Origin of the sequence: Cetobacterium sp. NK01 (genome assembly GCF_024506395.1) — a bacterium.
GTDB classification, from domain to species: domain Bacteria; phylum Fusobacteriota; class Fusobacteriia; order Fusobacteriales; family Fusobacteriaceae; genus Cetobacterium_A; species Cetobacterium_A somerae_A.
On record NZ_JANIBO010000001.1, the window covers coordinates 1,612,531 to 1,630,580 of the forward strand.

At 29.4% G+C, this 18,050-nt stretch carries 13 protein-coding genes and 1 riboswitch; of the genes, 11 read left to right on the forward strand and 2 right to left on the reverse strand.

Annotation, left to right across the window (positions count from 1 at the left end; genetic code table 11):
• Positions 1 to 15: 15 nt before the first annotated feature.
• On the reverse strand, positions 16 to 960 hold the full coding sequence (gene ftsZ, locus NON08_RS07825; RefSeq protein WP_256690905.1) for a cell division protein FtsZ: 945 nt from the start codon (positions 958 to 960) through the stop codon (positions 16 to 18).
• A gap of 87 nt (positions 961 to 1,047) precedes the next feature.
• Positions 1,048 to 1,662, reverse strand: coding sequence for a histidine phosphatase family protein (locus tag NON08_RS07830; protein ID WP_256690906.1), 615 nt, complete (start codon positions 1,660 to 1,662; stop codon positions 1,048 to 1,050).
• A 91-nt stretch (positions 1,663 to 1,753) separates the two neighbouring features.
• On the opposite strand from NON08_RS07830, the gene kdsB reads away from it, so the two are divergent.
• The 11 genes from kdsB to purF all read left to right on the forward strand — a co-directional run bounded on the left by kdsB (position 1,754) and on the right by purF (position 18,049).
• Entirely contained in the window at positions 1,754 to 2,491 is a 738-nt protein-coding gene (gene kdsB, locus NON08_RS07835) for a 3-deoxy-manno-octulosonate cytidylyltransferase (protein WP_256690907.1), read from the forward strand.
• Entirely contained in the window at positions 2,488 to 4,044 is a 1,557-nt protein-coding gene (locus NON08_RS07840; RefSeq protein ID WP_256690908.1) for a SpoIID/LytB domain-containing protein, read from the forward strand. Before kdsB ends, NON08_RS07840 begins: the two co-directional genes overlap by 4 nt.
• A 94-nt stretch (positions 4,045 to 4,138) precedes the next feature.
• Positions 4,139 to 4,777, forward strand: coding sequence for a TetR/AcrR family transcriptional regulator (locus NON08_RS07845; protein WP_256690909.1), 639 nt, complete (start codon positions 4,139 to 4,141; stop codon positions 4,775 to 4,777).
• Complete coding sequence (locus NON08_RS07850; protein ID WP_256690910.1) at positions 4,777 to 6,063, forward strand: TolC family protein; 1,287 nt, start codon at positions 4,777 to 4,779, stop codon at positions 6,061 to 6,063. Before NON08_RS07845 ends, NON08_RS07850 begins: the two co-directional genes overlap by 1 nt.
• Before the next feature lie 14 nt (positions 6,064 to 6,077).
• Positions 6,078 to 7,109, forward strand: coding sequence for an efflux RND transporter periplasmic adaptor subunit (locus tag NON08_RS07855; RefSeq protein ID WP_256690911.1), 1,032 nt, complete (start codon positions 6,078 to 6,080; stop codon positions 7,107 to 7,109).
• A 22-nt stretch (positions 7,110 to 7,131) separates the two neighbouring features.
• Positions 7,132 to 10,176 (forward strand): efflux RND transporter permease subunit, encoded by a 3,045-nt coding sequence (locus NON08_RS07860; RefSeq protein WP_256690912.1) that lies wholly within the window; start codon positions 7,132 to 7,134, stop codon positions 10,174 to 10,176.
• A gap of 112 nt (positions 10,177 to 10,288) precedes the next feature.
• Positions 10,289 to 10,389, forward strand: a riboswitch (purine riboswitch).
• 286 nt (positions 10,390 to 10,675) lie between these two features.
• Positions 10,676 to 11,125 (forward strand): 5-(carboxyamino)imidazole ribonucleotide mutase, encoded by a 450-nt coding sequence (gene purE / locus NON08_RS07865; protein WP_413774045.1) that lies wholly within the window; start codon positions 10,676 to 10,678, stop codon positions 11,123 to 11,125.
• Positions 11,112 to 12,203, forward strand: a complete 1,092-nt coding sequence (purK, locus tag NON08_RS07870) for a 5-(carboxyamino)imidazole ribonucleotide synthase (RefSeq protein WP_256690914.1) — start codon at positions 11,112 to 11,114, stop codon at positions 12,201 to 12,203. The genes purE and purK overlap by 14 nt, the downstream gene beginning before the upstream one ends.
• 9 nt (positions 12,204 to 12,212) lie before the next feature.
• On the forward strand, positions 12,213 to 15,902 hold the full coding sequence (locus NON08_RS07875; protein ID WP_256690915.1) for a phosphoribosylformylglycinamidine synthase: 3,690 nt from the start codon (positions 12,213 to 12,215) through the stop codon (positions 15,900 to 15,902).
• A gap of 24 nt (positions 15,903 to 15,926) precedes the next feature.
• Entirely contained in the window at positions 15,927 to 16,649 is a 723-nt protein-coding gene (purC, locus tag NON08_RS07880) for a phosphoribosylaminoimidazolesuccinocarboxamide synthase (protein ID WP_256690916.1), read from the forward strand.
• A gap of 2 nt (positions 16,650 to 16,651) precedes the next feature.
• On the forward strand, positions 16,652 to 18,049 hold the full coding sequence (purF, locus tag NON08_RS07885) for an amidophosphoribosyltransferase (protein WP_256690917.1): 1,398 nt from the start codon (positions 16,652 to 16,654) through the stop codon (positions 18,047 to 18,049).
• Position 18,050 lies beyond the last annotated feature (1 nt).

An 18,050-nucleotide genomic window follows, 5' to 3' on the forward strand; every position in this document is an offset into this window, starting at 1 on the left:
CGTTTTTTTTATTAATTAAATTTTAAAAAAAGAATTAGCAATTAAGATAACTTTTATGTTATCATCTGAATCTTCATCAATAGAAACTCCAAAAAGTACATCATCTATTTCACCTTCGCACTCTTTTTTTATAGTTTCTACAATAATACTAGACTCAATTAGATTTAAATCCTTAGGACCAATAATATTTACTAAAAATTTAGTTGCTCCTAAAATAGTTCTTTCAAAAAGAGATGAGTCGACAGCAGCAAGAGCAGCTTTTTCTGAACGATTTTCACCAGAACCTTCACCAAATCCCAAGATAGCTTCTCCAGATTCTAGTAAAAGCGATTTAATATCTGCAAAATCTAAATTTATAAGTCCTTTAGCAAGCATAAGATCAGTCATACCTTTAACTGCTGTATATAAAACAAAATTACTTTTTTTAAATGCTTCTTGTACTGTTATATTAGCTGATGAATTATCTAAAAGTTTATCATTTGGGACAACAATAAGAGAATCAACAAAAGGCTTAAGGTTTTTTATTCCAGCTTCAGCAATTTTCATTCTTCTTTTTCCTTCAAAAGAAAATGGTTTTGTAACTATAGCAACAGTTAATATGTTCATTTCTTTTGCTAATTTAGCAATTAGAGCTGTAGCTGCACTACCAGTTCCACCACCCATAGTAGAAGTTAAAAAAAGAAAATCAGTTCCTCTTAGAATATTTTTAATAAAAGGTAAACTTTCTTTTATTGCTTTTTCTCCTAATTCAATATTTCCACCACAACCAAGACCTTTAGTTGTAGAGATTCCTAATTGAATTTTATGAGGTGTTTTAGAATTATTTAAATCTTGTAGATCAGTATTAAGTGCAAAAAAGTTAACGCCATCAATTTCAGAAGTAACAATCTCGTCGATGGCATTTATTCCGCCACCTCCAATACCCATAACCTTTATATTAACATTGAACTTATCTCCCAAAAAATTCACCCCCTGAATAAAATAACATCAATATATACAATAGTACTTTAATACTTCATGATTTCCTTTGTGTCAACAAGAAAAAAATTATTTTAAGTGTTCTGTGTCAGAAAACTTGATAATTTTAAATTTATTTGAATCATACTCAACGATAGTTGTACTTGTATTTTCAGGAACAGGTTGTTTAGAGAATTCGTCAATGCCTTTTTCATTAATAATGTTAAATAATGCCTTAAGTGTAACACCATGACTAATTACTAGAATGTTTCCATCATTATTTTCTTGAATAAGTTTATTTAATCCAACTCTAACTCTATCTAAAATTTCATCGTAGCTTTCTCCATTGTAAGCTGTAGGATTATATTCAACAGCATTGTTCCAAAAATTGTGGTATTCAATAGGATAATTTTTTTCAAACTCTTCCCTAGGAATTCCTTCAACTTTCCCCATGTTTATCTCTTGAAACTCATCAATAGGAATAATATCTATATTTTTACTTCCTAATAAAAGTTTAGTAGTTTGAAGAGCTCTTTCTTGTGGAGACGAGTAAACTTTTTTAAAGTCAATACTTTCAAGATGCTTTGAAAGTTTTTTTGCCTGTTCAATTCCTAACTCTGTTAATGGAGAGTTAGATCTTCCTTGAAAAATTTTTAATGTATTCCAAACTGTTTCACCGTGTCTTACAAAATAAATACGTAACATAACTTTCTCCTTTTTTAAGTATAAAAACTCTTTTTTTTAATACGATATTCTTGTATAATCTTATTATACATTGAATTGCGGAGGTTGTAAAATGAAGTTTTTAGGAGTAATTCCAGCAAGATACGAATCAACAAGATTACCGAAGAAACCATTAAAAGATATTTGTGGTCACTCTATGATAGAATGGGTTTATAAAAGAGCTATGAAATCTAATTTAGATAAAGTTATAATAGCAACAGATTCTCACGAAGTTTTTAATGAAGTGAAAAGTTTTGGAGGAGAAGTTATATTAACAGATAAAAATCATTCAAATGGAACAAGTAGAATAGCTGAAGTTTGTGAAAAGATAACAGATTACGATGTAATTATAAATGTTCAAGGAGATGAACCTTTAATAGAGCCTGATATGATTAACTCTTTAATAGATATATTTAAAAAAGAGCACGATTTAAAAATGGGGACATTGAAGCATAAGTTACATAGAAAAGAGGATATTGAAAATCCAAATTTTGTAAAAGTAATAACGGATAAAAATGATTATGCAATATATTTTTCAAGAAGTGTAATTCCATATCCAAGAAATGAAAACTTAGATATTTATTTTAAACATGTTGGTATATATGGCTACAAAAGAGATTTTGTATTAGAATATTCAAAATTGGAAAGCACTCCTTTGGAAAACTCAGAATCATTAGAACAATTAAGGGTTTTAGAAAATGGTTATAAAATTAAAGTTTTAGAAACACCTTTTGAAATAATTGGAGTTGATACACAAGAGGAACTTGAAAAAGTTAGAAAATATATTACAGAAAAAGGAATAGAGATATGATGAAACTTAAGAAGACAAAAAATATAATAATAGGACTATGTCTTTTAGCTTTTGCAGGTTGTAGTAGTAGTTCAAAAAAAGACTATTATGAAAGAATGGAAAGTTCATCTAATTTAAGAGGAGATAGAGTAGATCTGTATGGTAGATATTCAAAAGATAATATTCCAATAGCAAGACCTATTCCTTATTTAAAATATGTAAACGATATGGAAACTCCAAGAATACCATTTAAAACTTATAAAGAAAGTGAGTTTCTATTATTTTATAAAAATACAAGAGCAAAGGGACATGGAGATAATTCGAATTATTGGAGATGGAAAGTTAGCTTAAATAAAAAAGAGATTGGAAATATTTTAAATAAAAATTTAGTTACTTTAAGTTCGAGAAGACCAAAAGAAGTTTTAACGTACTCTAATAATAGCTGGATAGCTAAAAAAGTTCCTTTAAATCCAGTTGGAGATGTTATAGATATAAGAGTTTTAGAAAGAGGAAAATCTGGATTAGTAACAAAATTATTAATAAATGGAACTAGAGGAAAATATATTGTTGCAAAAGAGGGAAATATACGGAATTTATTAAATTTAAGTAAAAATAGTGTTGGTACAACAGTAAATATTTATGGAACAAAAGGTGGAAGTAATAGCTATAACGAGAAACCAATATCTAGAAATCCAAGTATGTTACCATCTGCATTTATTGCTTTTGAAAAATTAGGCAATGGAGGATTTAATATTTATGGTGGAGGATTTGGGCATGGGTCTGGAATTCCACAATGGTCTGCGATGGATTTAACAAAGAATAAAGGGTATTCTTATAGACAAGTTTTACAAAGATATTATACGGATACAAAATTAAAAAATATAAGATCTGTAGACGGAATAAATGATAAAATTAGAGTAGGAATAATGACTAGTGGATTTTCAAGTGTTGATCATAGCAAAATATCTTTGATTTCATTAAGTTCTATGAAAGTGAATAGTAAAGATGGTAGTGTGAATATTTTACCTAGAACCGCTGTAGACTTTATAGTAAAGGATGGCTATACTCAAGTTGTAGTTCAAGGGAAAGTAAGATTAAAAACAAAAAATTATATATCTATAACATCTAAAGATATGATATCAGTAACTAATATCAGAAGAAATGTAAAAAAATATAAGTATCCAACATATAGAGGAAGTTTTGAAATTAGATTAGCTAAAGCAGGAACAAAATTAAATTTAATAAATGAAATAAATATTGAAGACTATTTATTACAAGTTGTTCCAAGTGAGATGCCACAAAGTTTTGGTTTAGAGGCTTTAAAAGTACAAGCAATAGCTGCAAGAACTTATGCTGCAAAAGACATATTAAGAAATAGATATGTAAAACAAGGTTTTCATATATTAGATAGTACGCAAAGCCAAGTTTATAATAATTTAGATGAAAATGAACTGTCAACTCAAGGAGTAAAAACAACAAAAGGACTTATTTTAGTCCATGAGGACAAACCAATAGATGCAAAGTATTATTCGACATCATCAGGATTTAACTCAAATGCTCATAATGTTTGGTAAAATATAAAAAAACCATTGACTAAATAGTCATTATAGATTAGAATGTTCTATGACTATTTAGTCATTTTAATTTCAAATTTAGTAAGGGGGCATGATGATAAAGGAGGAAAAAAAAGAGCAGATTTTAGAAGCTGCAAAAGATGTTTTGTTGAAAAAAGGAGTTTTTAAAACAAGAGTTGAAGATATAACAAATCATCTTGGGATAGCTAAAGGAAGCTTTTACACTTACTTTAAATCAAAAGATCAACTTTTAGAGGCAATTATAAGTCAAGTTTATGAAATAAGAAAAACTGAATTAGAAGAACTTTTAATAGAAAAAGTTGATTATAAAGAAAAAATAAAGTTATTTATAATGAAGAGATTTATGGTAGTAACGGATAATTTGAAATCTCATCTGATACTTATAAATTTAACTAGAAATTTAGAACATTTAACACCTCTTCTTAGAGAAAAACTTTTACAAATAGAAATTTTAAATAGAAAATATTTAAAAGAGATAATTAAAAATATTCCAGGAGCTCAGTATTCAGAAAATGAAATGAATATTTTGATAATTTTTATTATGGGTGGAATAAAATCTTATAGATTAGAGAGATTGTTTTACAAAAATACTGAAGATTACTTTATAAGTGATATTTCAGAATTTGAAGAGCGGTTACAAAATATTGATTTAGATAAAGAGATACAATTAGTTATTGAAAGTATCTTGAAGTTACTAACAGGAGGAAATTAATGAAAAAGTTATTAGGATTACTAGTATTACTTTCAACTGCAGCCTTTTCAAGGGAGTTGACGTTAGAAAGTGCAATCGATTTAGCTTTAGAAAATGGAAAGACAATAAAAACATCAGAGCTTTCTAAAGAAAATGCAAAATTAAACGTAAGAAGAGCATTTAAAACAGCTTTACCAACAGTAACATATAATGGTCAGTATCAAAGATCAGAGCATACGAATCGTAATATGTTAGATATAGTTGAATCAGATGGAACAACAGGAGTAGGAGCAAAAAGTGGATATACTCAAACTATAGGTATTTATCAACCATTATTTAGAGGAGGAGCTATAACAGGTGGAATTTTAGGGGCTGAAGCTTCAAGAAATATGGCAGATATATATCTTTTATCTGAAAAAAGAGATGTAAGATTGGACATAATATCTCTGTATTCAAGCATAATAAACTTTGAAAAAGATTTAACAGTTTTAGAATCTTCAAGAAAAGAGTTACAAGCGAGATATGATAAGCAAAATGAGCAACTGAATTTAAGATTAGTTACAAAAGCAGATCTTTTAAAAACAGAGTACTCAATTTTAGATTTGGAAGCACAAATAACAGGAACTAAAACAAATTTAGAAATTGCAAAAAAAGACTTAAAATTAAAATTAATGATTCCAAATAATGAAAATGTTACTTTAAAAGATTTCCAAGTACCAGAAAATTTAACATCTGGAATTGATTTTGGCAAAGATTTAGATCAAGCATTAACAAATAGTTTATCAGCAAAATTAGCAGTGAATAAAGTGAATTATGCTCAAGCTGAAAAAGTTGTAGCAAGATCAAGTTTATTACCGCAAGTTGATGCATTCGCAACTTATGGTACAGCTAAAGAAAGTCATCATTTTGATAATAGTTTTGATAACGCAGAATGGAGAGGTGGAGTTTCAGTAAAATGGGATGTATTCTCTTTTGGAAGTGGAATAGATGAGTATAATGTAGCAAAAAATAATGAAAATATAGAGTCTATAAATCAAGAGTTAACAACAGACAATATCAAGTTATCTGTTACAAAAAATTATAGAGAATTAATACGTTTACAACAACTGAGAGATTCGAGAAAAAAAGCTTTAGAAGCAGCAACAGAGAACTTTAATATAGATACAGAAAGATATAATGCAGGATTAATTTCTACAGTAGATTTCTTATTATCAGAAAGTCAATATAGACAAGCAGCTGTAGATTATAATTCAGCAATATTAAATTACTATGTAGCATTTGAAAGATATAGATCATCACTTATTTAATGTCGGGAGGAAAAATGAAAAAGGGATTATTCATATTAACAGCAGCAGCTATTTTAATGACTGCTTGTGGAAAAAAAGAGGAAGCAGTAGTAGAGAAACCAAAGAAACCAGTAATAGCATCACAAGTTAAGCAAGAACAAGTTGCAGATGTTTATACAACTGATGGAGCGATAGTTCCTAAAGAAAAGGTAAATCATACACTAGATACTCAAGGAACGGTATCTACAGTTTTAAAGAAAAATGGAGATTCAGTAAAAAAAGGAGAAGTTATAGTTAAATTTACAGATGCTAAAGTAGAGTCAAACTTCGAAGCAGCTAAAGCTAACTTACAATCAACAAAAAATAACTTTGAAAAATTTAATAAACTTTATGAGAAGCAAATGGTATCGCAATTAGAGTTTTTAAACTATAGAGATGCATACACAAATGCTTTAGCAGATTATACAGCTAAAAAGTCTAATTATGATAAATTAACAAGAAAATCTGAATTGACAGGAGTAGTAGGAAATTTAAATCTAAAATCTGGAAATGTGGTAGATGCAAATACTCCAGTTTTTACAGTTGTTGATGAAAGTTTAATGGAAATATCAGTTGATTTCCCAGGATACTGGTTAAATAGCTTAAATGAGGGATCACCAGTTATTGTAACGGTTTCAGATTTAGGTGGAAAAGAGTTCGAAGGAAAAATAAAATCAATAAACCCTATAGCAGATACTGAGACAAAAAAATTCCCAGTAAAAATAGCTATAGATAATAAAACTAAAGAGTTAAAAGATGGTATGTATACAAAAGTTGTAATTCCAACTGAAAAAAGAGATGGAATTGTGGTTCCTCAACAAGCAGTATTTATAAGAGATTTATTAAGTTATGTTTATAAGATTGAAAATGGAAAAGTAAAAAGAGTTCAAGTAACTACAGGAGCAACTGTAAAACCAAATATTGAAGTAATTTCTGAAGAGTTAAAACCAGGAGACTTAGTAGTATCTGATGGTATATTTGGATTAGCTGATGGAGATGAAGTTACAATAAATAACGAAACAAAATAGAAATTTAAAGAGGTGAAAGTAAATGTCATTAGCAGGTATTGCTATACGTAGACCAGTTGCTACAATAATGGTAATGGTTTCTATGGTATTCTTAGGAATTGTTTCAATGATATCAATGAAATCAGAGTTACTTCCTAATATGAACATTCCAATGATAATCATAACTACAACGTGGAATGGTGCTGTTCCAGAGGATGTAAACAGTCAGATTACAAAAAAAATAGAGGATTCATTATCAGGTGTAGATGGAATTAAAAAGATAACGTCAACATCATCATTTGAAAAATCTATGGTTAATATAGAGTTTGATTATGGAGTAAATATAGATTTAAAAAGAGGAGATGTACAAAGAGAAATAGATGCTATATCAGGAGAATTACCAGATGATGCATCAAAACCAGTTACTCAAAAAAAATTGGCTGGTTCTGGAAATACAGCAATGATGATAAATGTTTCTGGACCAAATTTTTTAGAATTAACAACATTTGTTAATGAGTTTATGACTCCAAGATTTGAAAGAATTGGAGGAGTAGGAAGTGTTGATACTTCAGGAGCATCAGATAAACAGATTCAAATACAATTTGATACAGATAAATTAGCTTCTTATAATTTAACACCAAATGAATTATATGATTTAATAAAAACATCATCTATAAATGTTCCGTTAGGAGTTATTAAAACTGGTGGAAAAGATGTTGTTGCAAGATTTATGGGAGAGTTTAACTATTTAGATGAGTTTGAAAACATGATCTTGAGAAGTAATGGAAAAACTCTTAGATTAAAAGATGTTGCTAACGTAGTTTTAACAACTGAAGATTCAAAAGAAATAGCTAAATTAAATGGAAAACCATCAGTAATGATAACAATAGAGAAATCAACAGATGGAAATATTTTATCAATAACTGATAGTGCAAAAAAAGCGATGGAAGAAATGAAGCCTTACTTACCAAGTGGAGTAGAGGTAACAACAGTAATGGATTACTCTGAAAATATTAATTCATCAATTTCAGGGGTAAAAGGAAATGCTGTAACAGGACTTGTCTTAGCTACAATAGTACTTTTAGTATTTTTAAAAAATATAAGAGCAACAATGCTTATATCTTTAGCTTTACCAATAGCTATTATATTTACATTTGCGTTTTTATCTCTTTTAGGAGTAACAATAAACGTAATATCATTAATGGGTCTTTCTATTGGAGTAGGAATGCTAACGGATAACTCAGTTGTTGTTATAGATAATATTTATAGACACATAACTGAGCTAAAAAAACCAGTAATGGAAGCAGCAGAAGATGGAGCATCAGAGGTTGCAGTAGCAATATTAGCATCAGCTTTAACAACAATGGTTGTATTTATTCCAGTACTATTTATTCCAGGTATAGCAAGAGAGATATTTAGAGATATGTCTTTATCTATAATATTCTCTAACGTAGCAGCATTAATAGTTTCATTGACTTTAATGCCAATGGTAGCAAGTAGATTCCTAAAAGCTAATGCTGATATAACAAAAGAGGGTAAAATATTTGGAAGAGTAAAGAAAAACTATGAGAAACTTATTGAATGGGCTATATCAAATAGAAAGAAAACAGTGGCATTAGCATTTTTAACATTTATGGTAATGATGATATTAGGCCCTATGTTAACAAGAACGGAGTTTATACCAAAGCAGGATTATGGTAGATATTCAGTAGTTTTAGAGTTGGAAAAGGGACTTTCAGTGGAAAGAGCTGAAGAAATAACTGAACAAGCAGTTGAAGTAGTAAAAAATAATCCATTAACAAAAACATATATATCAATGGTAAATGCAAATACAGGAATTGTAAACGTAGATATTGGTCCTAAGACAGATAGAGATGTTTCAATATTCCAAGTTATGGATAATTTAAGACCTGAACTTTCGAAAATACCAGGAGTAAAATTTAATTTAAAAGATGACTATCAATCTGGTGGAGGAGACAGAGATGTTGAGTTTAGAATTTCATCAGATTCATTAGAAGTTGCAGAAAATATAGCAAAACAAGTTCAAGACAAGATTAGTAAAAATCCAGGAATTATTGATATAACATCAAGTATTGAACCAGGAAATGTAGAAGCTAGAGTTATTTTAAATAGAGATAAATTAAGAGCACATGGAATTAGTCCTTTTGATATAGGTAGAACTATAAGTTATTCATTCTTAGGAGGAAATAGAGCTACAGGACAAACACTTTCAGTTAAAACAGGAACAGAAGAAATAGATGTACTTATTAGATTACCAAAAGATTCTAGAACTAAAATTTCATCACTAGAAGAGTTAAATGTAAGAGGGTCAGATGGTAAGTTTGTAAAAGTATCAGACGTAGCAGATATCGTTATGGCAGAAGGTGCATCAGAAGTAACTAAGACAGATAAAATATTCTATGCATCAGTTTCAGCAAATGATGGTGGAATTGGATTAAGTAAGGTTCAAAGTGAAATTGTTGATGCATTTGAATCAACAAATCCACCAAAAGGCGTTTCTTACTCTTGGGGTGGAATGTCACAATTATTCAATGAAGCTATTGTACAAATGGGTATGGCTTTAGCAATATCTATATTCTTAATCTATGCAATATTAGCTTCACAGTTTGAAAACTTCTTACTTCCAGGAATAATTTTAGCTTCAGTTCCATTGGCAATGATTGGAGTTTATGGAGGATTATTAATAACAAACTCTCCATTTGATATGATGGTTATGATAGGAATAATAATGCTAGCAGGAACAGTTGTAAACAATGCTATTGTTCTAATAGATTTCATTAAAATTTTAAGAGAAAGAGGTTATGAGTTAAATGATGCGGTAAGAGAATCATGTAAAACAAGACTTAGACCAATTTTAATGACAACTATGACTACTGTGTGTGGAATGATTCCACTAGCACTAGGGTTTGGAGAGGGAGCAGAACTATATTCAGGTATGTCAATTGCAGTTATATTTGGATTGTCGTTCTCGACACTTTTAACATTAGTTGTTATTCCAGTTCTATACATTATAGTTGAAGAGTTTATAGAAAAAATGAGAAAAAAATTATCGAAGAAGAAAGCGTAGTAAAATCAAAAGTTCTCTGAAATAAAATCAGAGAACTTTTTTATTAAAAAAAATAATAGTTGAAAAAAAAAGAACACTGTGTTATTATTGAATCAAGTAAAGTATTAAAAAACAAAAACTAAAAATAAAAACTTGTATAATAGTTGAAATAAGGTCAACGAGTCTCTACCTGTCACCGTAAATTGACAGACTACAAGGATAAATTTTAAATATATGTTTTTTTTGATATGTTTTAAATTTGATCTTGTAGGAAATTACAGTTGTAATTTCCTTTTTTTATAGACTTTTTTGTTGACCCAAAAAATAAAGGGGAGTAACGAAGGTGCTGAGAATAAAGAAAAAACATAGACAAGAGAGAATCAAAAATAGAAAATCAAATAAATGGAATAAGTGTGTAAAAGCGCAGATTATTGAAAAGGGATAGTTGTAACCTTTTTAGTAATGTGCGTTTTTTTATTTTTAATTTTAGGGAGGAAAGAGATTGAAAATAGGTGTAATAATGGGAAGTAAATCAGATTTACCAACTATGAATGAATGTGTAAATATTTTAAAGGAGTTCGAGATTGAACATGAAGTGAAAATAGTTTCAGCACATAGAACTCCAGATTTGATGTTTACATATGCAAAAGAAGCTAAAAATCGTGGAATTAATATAATTATAGCTGGAGCAGGAGGAGCTGCTCATTTACCGGGGATGGTAGCTAGTTTAACAGATTTACCGGTTATTGGAGTGCCTATTGAAAGTAAGACTTTAAAAGGAATAGATTCTCTTTTATCCATTGTTCAAATGCCTGGTGGAGTTCCAGTAGCAACAGTAGCAATAGGGGGAGCTAAAAATGCGGGACTGTTAGCAATAAAAATTTTAGCTTTAAAAGATGAGATATTAGCAGAAAAGGTAGCTAAATATAAAGAGAATATGGAAAGGATGATTTTAAATGAAAAAATCTAGAAGAGTTGGTATTTTAGGTGGAGGACAATTAGCTAAAATGATTTGTGATTCTGCAAAAAAAATGAATTATAAAACAACAATTTTAGATCCAAATATAGAATCATGTGGAAAATTAAGTGCAAATAAACATATTATTGCTGATTACAATGATATAAAAGGTCTTAATATTCTTTGTGAAAACGCAGATATTATAACCTATGAGTTTGAAAATGTTCCCAGTGAAACAATAGATTATTTAGAAAAAATGAGAAAAGATATTCCACAGGGGAAAAAACCGTTGCATTTGAGCCAACATAGAATTAGAGAAAAAGAAGCTGTAAAAAAAATAGGGGTTAAAACAGCAGAGTTTAGGAAAGTTCAAAATATAGATAGCTTAAAAAAAGCTTTGATAGAAATTGGATATCCAGCTATATTGAAGACTTGTTCAGGAGGATATGATGGAAAGGGACAGTGGAAGTTACTAGATGAAAAAAATATATTTGAAATTAAATGGAGTGATAACCAAGAGTATATTTTAGAAAAGATGATCCCCTTTCAAAAAGAAGTTTCATGTATGGTTATTAGAGGAACAACAGGAGATATAGTTGCATTTCCAATAGGGGAAAATATTCATAAAAATGGAATTTTGAATATGACAATAGTTCCAGCTAGAATTTCTAAAGAAATAGCAAAAGAAATAGAGAGTATATCTAAAAAAATAGTAAAAGATTTAGATATTTATGGTCCTCTTGGGATAGAGTATTTTATAAAAGACAATGAGATATATTTTAATGAGATGGCACCAAGACCTCATAATAGTGCACATTATACAATGGATGCATGTAATTACTCTCAATTTGATATTCATTTAATGGGGATTTTGGGAGAGAAACTACCTGAAATAAAACTTTTAACAAAAGTAGTAATGTTAAATATAATGGGTGAAGATCAAGAGAAAGTAAAAAAAATTAAAAAAGAACATAATATGAATGTTCACATATATGGAAAGTCAGAGTGGAAAAAAGATAGAAAAATGGGCCATATAAACTATTGTGGTGAAAATCTAGAAGAGCTAATTTTAAAAGCTGATTCATTTTAGGGAGGAATAATGAATAAAAGAGTATTTGTTAAAAAAAAGGATGGATTTCAAGTAGAGAGTTTAGGACTAAAGAGTGAGCTTTTAGAAAACTTAAAAGAGGATAAGATAAATAAAATAGATTTATATAACGTATATGATATTTTTAACTGCACAGAAGAGGATTTAAATCTTTTAAAAAATAAGGTTTTATCTGAACCAGTAACAGATGACGTTTATGAAGAAGTTAAATTGCATGGAAAAAAATATTTAGCAATGGAATTTTTACCTGGACAATATGATCAAAGAGCTGATTCTGCAGAGCAATGTTTAATGTTATTAAATAATAAAGCTGGTGTACAAATAAAAAGTGGTAAACTTTTAATTTTTCATGGAGAGATAAAAAGTTTTGATAAAATAAAAGATTACTTAATAAATCCTATTGAAACTAGAGAAAAAAAATTAAATGTTTTAACGCTAGAGGAAAATGTTGATATAGAACCAGTGCCAACTTATGTAGGATTTATAAATAAAAATTCAGAAGAACTAGAAAGTTTTTTATTAGAGCATGGACTAGCTATGACTCTTGAAGACCTAAAACATATTCAAAATTATTTTAGAGATGAAGAGAAAAGAGATCCAAAAGAGACAGAGATAAAAGTTTTAGATACTTATTGGTCTGATCATTGTAGACATACAACTTTTGAAACATATTTAAAAAATATAAAAATTGAATGTGGAGATTTAACAAAAAATATTCAGAATGCTTTTGAAAAATATATAGATATGAGAGCGAAATTAGGTAGAGAAGAAAAACCTTTAACTTTAATGGATATGGCAACAATTGGTGGAAGATATATAAAATCGATGGGTAAATTAGATGATTTAGAGGAATCAGAAGAGATAAATGCATGTAGCATCGAGATAGAGGTAGATGTTGATGGCAAATTAGAAAAATGGTTACTGATGTTTAAAAATGAGACTCACAACCATCCAACAGAAATTGAACCATTTGGAGGAGCAAGCACTTGTGTAGGTGGAGCCATAAGAGATCCATTATCAGGAAGAGCATATGTTTATCAAGCTATGAGAGTTACAGGAGCAGGAGATATAACTGAAAGTATAGAAGAAACGTTAGCAAATAAATTACCACAAGAAAAAATATCTAAAGGAGCAGCACATGGATATTCTTCATATGGAAATCAGATAGGACTAACAACTACTTTTGTAAAAGAGATTTATCATAACGGGTATAAAGCTAAAAGAATGGAAGTTGGAGCAGTTGTTGGAGCAGTAAAAAAAGAGTATGTAAGAAGAGAAAGCCCTGTTCCAGGTGATGCAGTAATTTTACTTGGAGGAAAAACTGGTAGAGATGGTGTAGGAGGAGCGACTGGATCATCTAAGGAACATAATGAAACGTCATTAACTAAATGTTCATCAGAAGTTCAAAAAGGTAATGCCCCTGTAGAGAGAAGAATCCAAAGGTTATTTAGAAACCCAGAAGTAACAAAACTTATAAAAAAATCAAATGATTTCGGAGCAGGTGGAGTTAGTGTTGCTATTGGAGAGATTGCAAGGGGAGTAGAGATAAATTTAGATACAGTACCAGTGAAATATTTAGGACTTAATGGAACTGAATTAGCTATATCAGAATCTCAAGAAAGAATGGCTGTAGTAGTAGAGGCAAAAGATGTGGAGAAGTTTCAAAGATTAGTTAAAGAAGAAAACTTAGAATCGGCATTGGTTGCTGTAGTAACAGAGGAAGAAAGATTAGTAATAAAATATAAAAATGAAATACTTGTAGATATTTCAAGAGATTTTTTAGATACAAATGGTGTTAGACAAATTCAAGATGTAAAAGTTGTCTCTACAGAAATAGAAAATCCATTTTTAGAAAATAAAGTAACGGATATAAAAGAAAAAGTAGAAAAAGTTTTACAGGATATGAACGTAGCTTCTCAAAGGGGAATGGTAGAGATGTTTGATGCTTCAATAGGAAGAAGCACAGTACTTATGCCATATGGAGGAAAGTATCAATTAACCGAATCAGAGGGAAGTGTTCAAAAGCTTCCAACAGATAAATTTACAAATACTTGTTCAATAATGACTTATGGTTATAACCCACTAATATCGGAATATTCTCCATATTTGGGAGCTCAATATGCAGTAATAGAATCTTTAGCAAAAATTGTTGCATTAGGTGGAAGTTATAAAAAAGCAAGATTATCTTTCCAAGAATATTTTGAAAAATTAGGAAAAGATTCAACAAGATGGGGGAAACCTTTTGCTGCATTATTAGGAGGAATTGAAGCACAACTTGAATTTGAAACTCCAGCGATAGGTGGAAAAGATAGTATGAGTGGAACTTTTAAAGACTTAGATGTACCTCCAACTTTGATATCTTTCGCAGTAACAACAGAGAGTGTAAAAAATATAATATCGTCTGAATTTAAAGAAGTAGGAAATAAAATATATCTAATAAAAAGTGAAAGACTTTTTGGTGATTTACCAAATTATAAAAGATTAAAAGAAAACTTTGAACTATTAGAAAATTCAATAAAATCAAAAGAAGTAATATCAGCATCAACAATAAAGTTTGGTGGAATAGCAGAAACTGTTATAAAGATGTCTTTTGGAAATAAAATTGGAGCTAAAATTGAAACAAAAGAAAATCTATTTAATTTAATGCCAGGGGATATAATAGTAGAATCAGCTAAAGAATTAGATTATGGAATTCTTTTAGGAACAACAATTGATGAGAAAGTTATTGAATTAAATAAAGAAAAGTTTGAAATAGACTCTTTAATAAATATATGGGAAAAGAGATACAGTAAAATATATCCATATACAGCAGAAACAATTGGAGAAGTAATCGAAAAAGAATATATTACTAAAAAAGAGTTTAAAGCTAAAAAACTTTATAATAAACCAAAAGTTTTAATAACAGTATTTCCAGGTACCAATTGCGAATATGATACTAAAAAGGCTTTTGAAAGAGCTGGAGCAGAGGTTGAAATATATGTATTCAATAACTTAGGTGTTGAAGAGATAAAAGAAAGTATAGATACCTTATCTGAAAAAATAAAATCAGCTCAAATATTTATGATTCCTGGAGGTTTTAGTGCAGGGGATGAACCAGATGGTTCTGGAAAGTTTATAGCAAATATTTTACAAAATAAAAAGATAAAAGAGAGTATGGAAAAGTTCTTAGAAAATGATGGATTGGTACTAGGAATATGTAATGGATTCCAAGCTCTTATAAAATCAGGGTTATTACCTTATGGAAATGTAGATAGTGTAACTAAAGACTCACCAACATTATTTAGAAATGATATAAACAGGCATGTATCAAGAGTAGTTAGCACAAAAATTGTTTCAAATAATTCTCCATGGATGAGCTCATTTACTGTAGGAGAAACTCATAATATACCAATGTCTCATGGAGAGGGAAAATTTGTAGTAAGTGAAAATTTCGCAAAAGAGTTATTTGAAAATGGACAGGTAATAACACAATATTGCGATGAAAATAATCAAGTGACAATGGATAAAAATCATAATTTAAATGGGTCAACATATGCAATAGAAGGGATTGTTTCTAAATGTGGAAAAATATTAGGGAAGATGGGACATTCAGAAAGATATGAGGATGGACTATTAAAAAATATAGATGGAAATAAGATGCAAGATATTTTTACTAATGGAGTTAATTATTTTAAAAAATAAATATTAAAATGGGAGAGTGACCAAATGTTATTAGTAGAAGCAAATAAATTATATGAGGGAAAAGCAAAGAAAGTATACAAAACAGAGAATCCTAACGAAGTTATTATTTATTATAAAGATGATGCAACAGCTTTTAATAATTTAAAAAAAGGTCAAATACACAATAAAGGAATATTAAATAGTCAAATTACAACATTAATATATGATTATTTAAAGAAAAACGGTGTAAAAACTCATTTGGTAGAAAATTTATCAGAAAGAGCTCAACTTTGTAAAAAAGTAGAGATTATTCCACTAGAAGTAATTGTTAGAAATACTCTAGCAGGATCTACTGCAAAACTTTTTAAGATGGAAGAGGGACAAATTTTAGAAAACCCAATATTTGAAATATGTTATAAAAAAGATGAGCTAGGTGATCCTATGATAAATGATTATCATGCAGTTGCGTTAGGACTTGCTACAAAAGATGAGTTAGAAAATATTTATTCTCAAACTAAAAAGATCAATGAGTTATTGAAAGATTTGTTTGATAAAGTAGGGATTGAGTTAGTGGATTTTAAAATAGAGTTTGGAAAAGATAACGAAGGGAATATTATTCTAGCAGATGAGATATCACCAGATTGTTGTAGACTATGGGATAAAGAAACTAGAAAAAAATTGGATAAAGATAGATTTAGAAGAGATTTAGGAGATATCGAAGAAGCTTATCAAGAAGTTTTAGCAAGACTAAATAAAATAGTGGGGTAAAAATGATAAAAGAGATAGAGTATTTTTTAAGTGGAAAAATAAATGAAGAGTGTGGAGTGTTTGGAGTATTTAATGTAGAGGATGCAGCGCAACTAACATATTATGGGCTACATTCATTACAACATAGGGGTCAAGAGGGAGCTGGAATAGCTTCCTCTGATGGAGAAAGTATCATTAGAGAAAAAGGAGAAGGATTAGTAACTGAAGTTTTTAATACAGAAAGAATAGCTAAACTTCCTGGAAATATGTCTATTGGTCATGTTAGATACTCAACAACAGGTGGAGGAGGAATTGAAAATGTTCAACCTATATTAGTTCGTTCTCACACTGGAGACTTTGTAATTGCTCACAATGGAAATATAGTAAATGCAAAAGAATTAAAAATGCAATTAGAAGCAATGGGAAGTATTTTTCACACAACATCAGATAGTGAAATAATAGGACACTTAATTCAGAGAGAAGTTGGGGATTTTCATGAAAAAATACTTAAAGCATTACCTAAATTAGAAGGGGCTTTTTCATTTTTAATAATGAATAACGAAAATCTTTTTGTGATTAGAGATAAAAATGGATTTAGACCTTTATCGATGGGAAAATTAGAGGATGGATATGTGTTTAGTTCTGAAAGTTCAGCTTTTGAAATAGTAGGTGCTGATTACATAAGAGGGTTAAAGCCAGGAGAGGTTTTAAAAGTTTCTAAAGATGAAATAGAGTCGTTTCAGTATACAGACTGTACTCAAGATAAAATGTGTTCTATGGAATACATATATTTTTCAAGACCAGATAGCAGTATAAATGGTTTAAATGTTCATACAAGCAGAAGAAACTGTGGAGCAATACTTGCGAAAGAAAGTCCAGTTGAAGCAGATATAGTTATAGGAGTACCAGACTCATCTTTATCTTCAGCAATGGGGTACTCAGATTTCTCAGGAATTCCTTATGAAATGGGACTTGTAAAGAATAGATATGTGGGTAGAACATTTATAAAGCCAAATCAGCACCAAAGAGAACGTGGAGTAAAGATGAAACTTTCAGCTATGGAAGCTGTTGTTAAAGATAAGAGAGTTGTACTTGTAGACGACTCGATAGTAAGAGGAACAACATCTAAACATATAATAAAATTATTAAAGGATGCAGGAGCAAAAGAGGTTCATATGAGAATAGCATCATCTCCAATAATAAGTCCATGTTTTTATGGAGTGGATACCTCTACATATAATGAATTGATAAGTACAAGATTATCACCAAAAGAATTAGGAGAATATATTGGAGCAGATTCTCTAGCGTTTTTATCAAATGATGGAATGGTAGAAGGATTAGGAAAAAATATATGTTTAGCATGTTTTACTGGAAAATATCCAACTAGTATGTTTAGTTTATTAGAAAATTTAAAGAAATAGG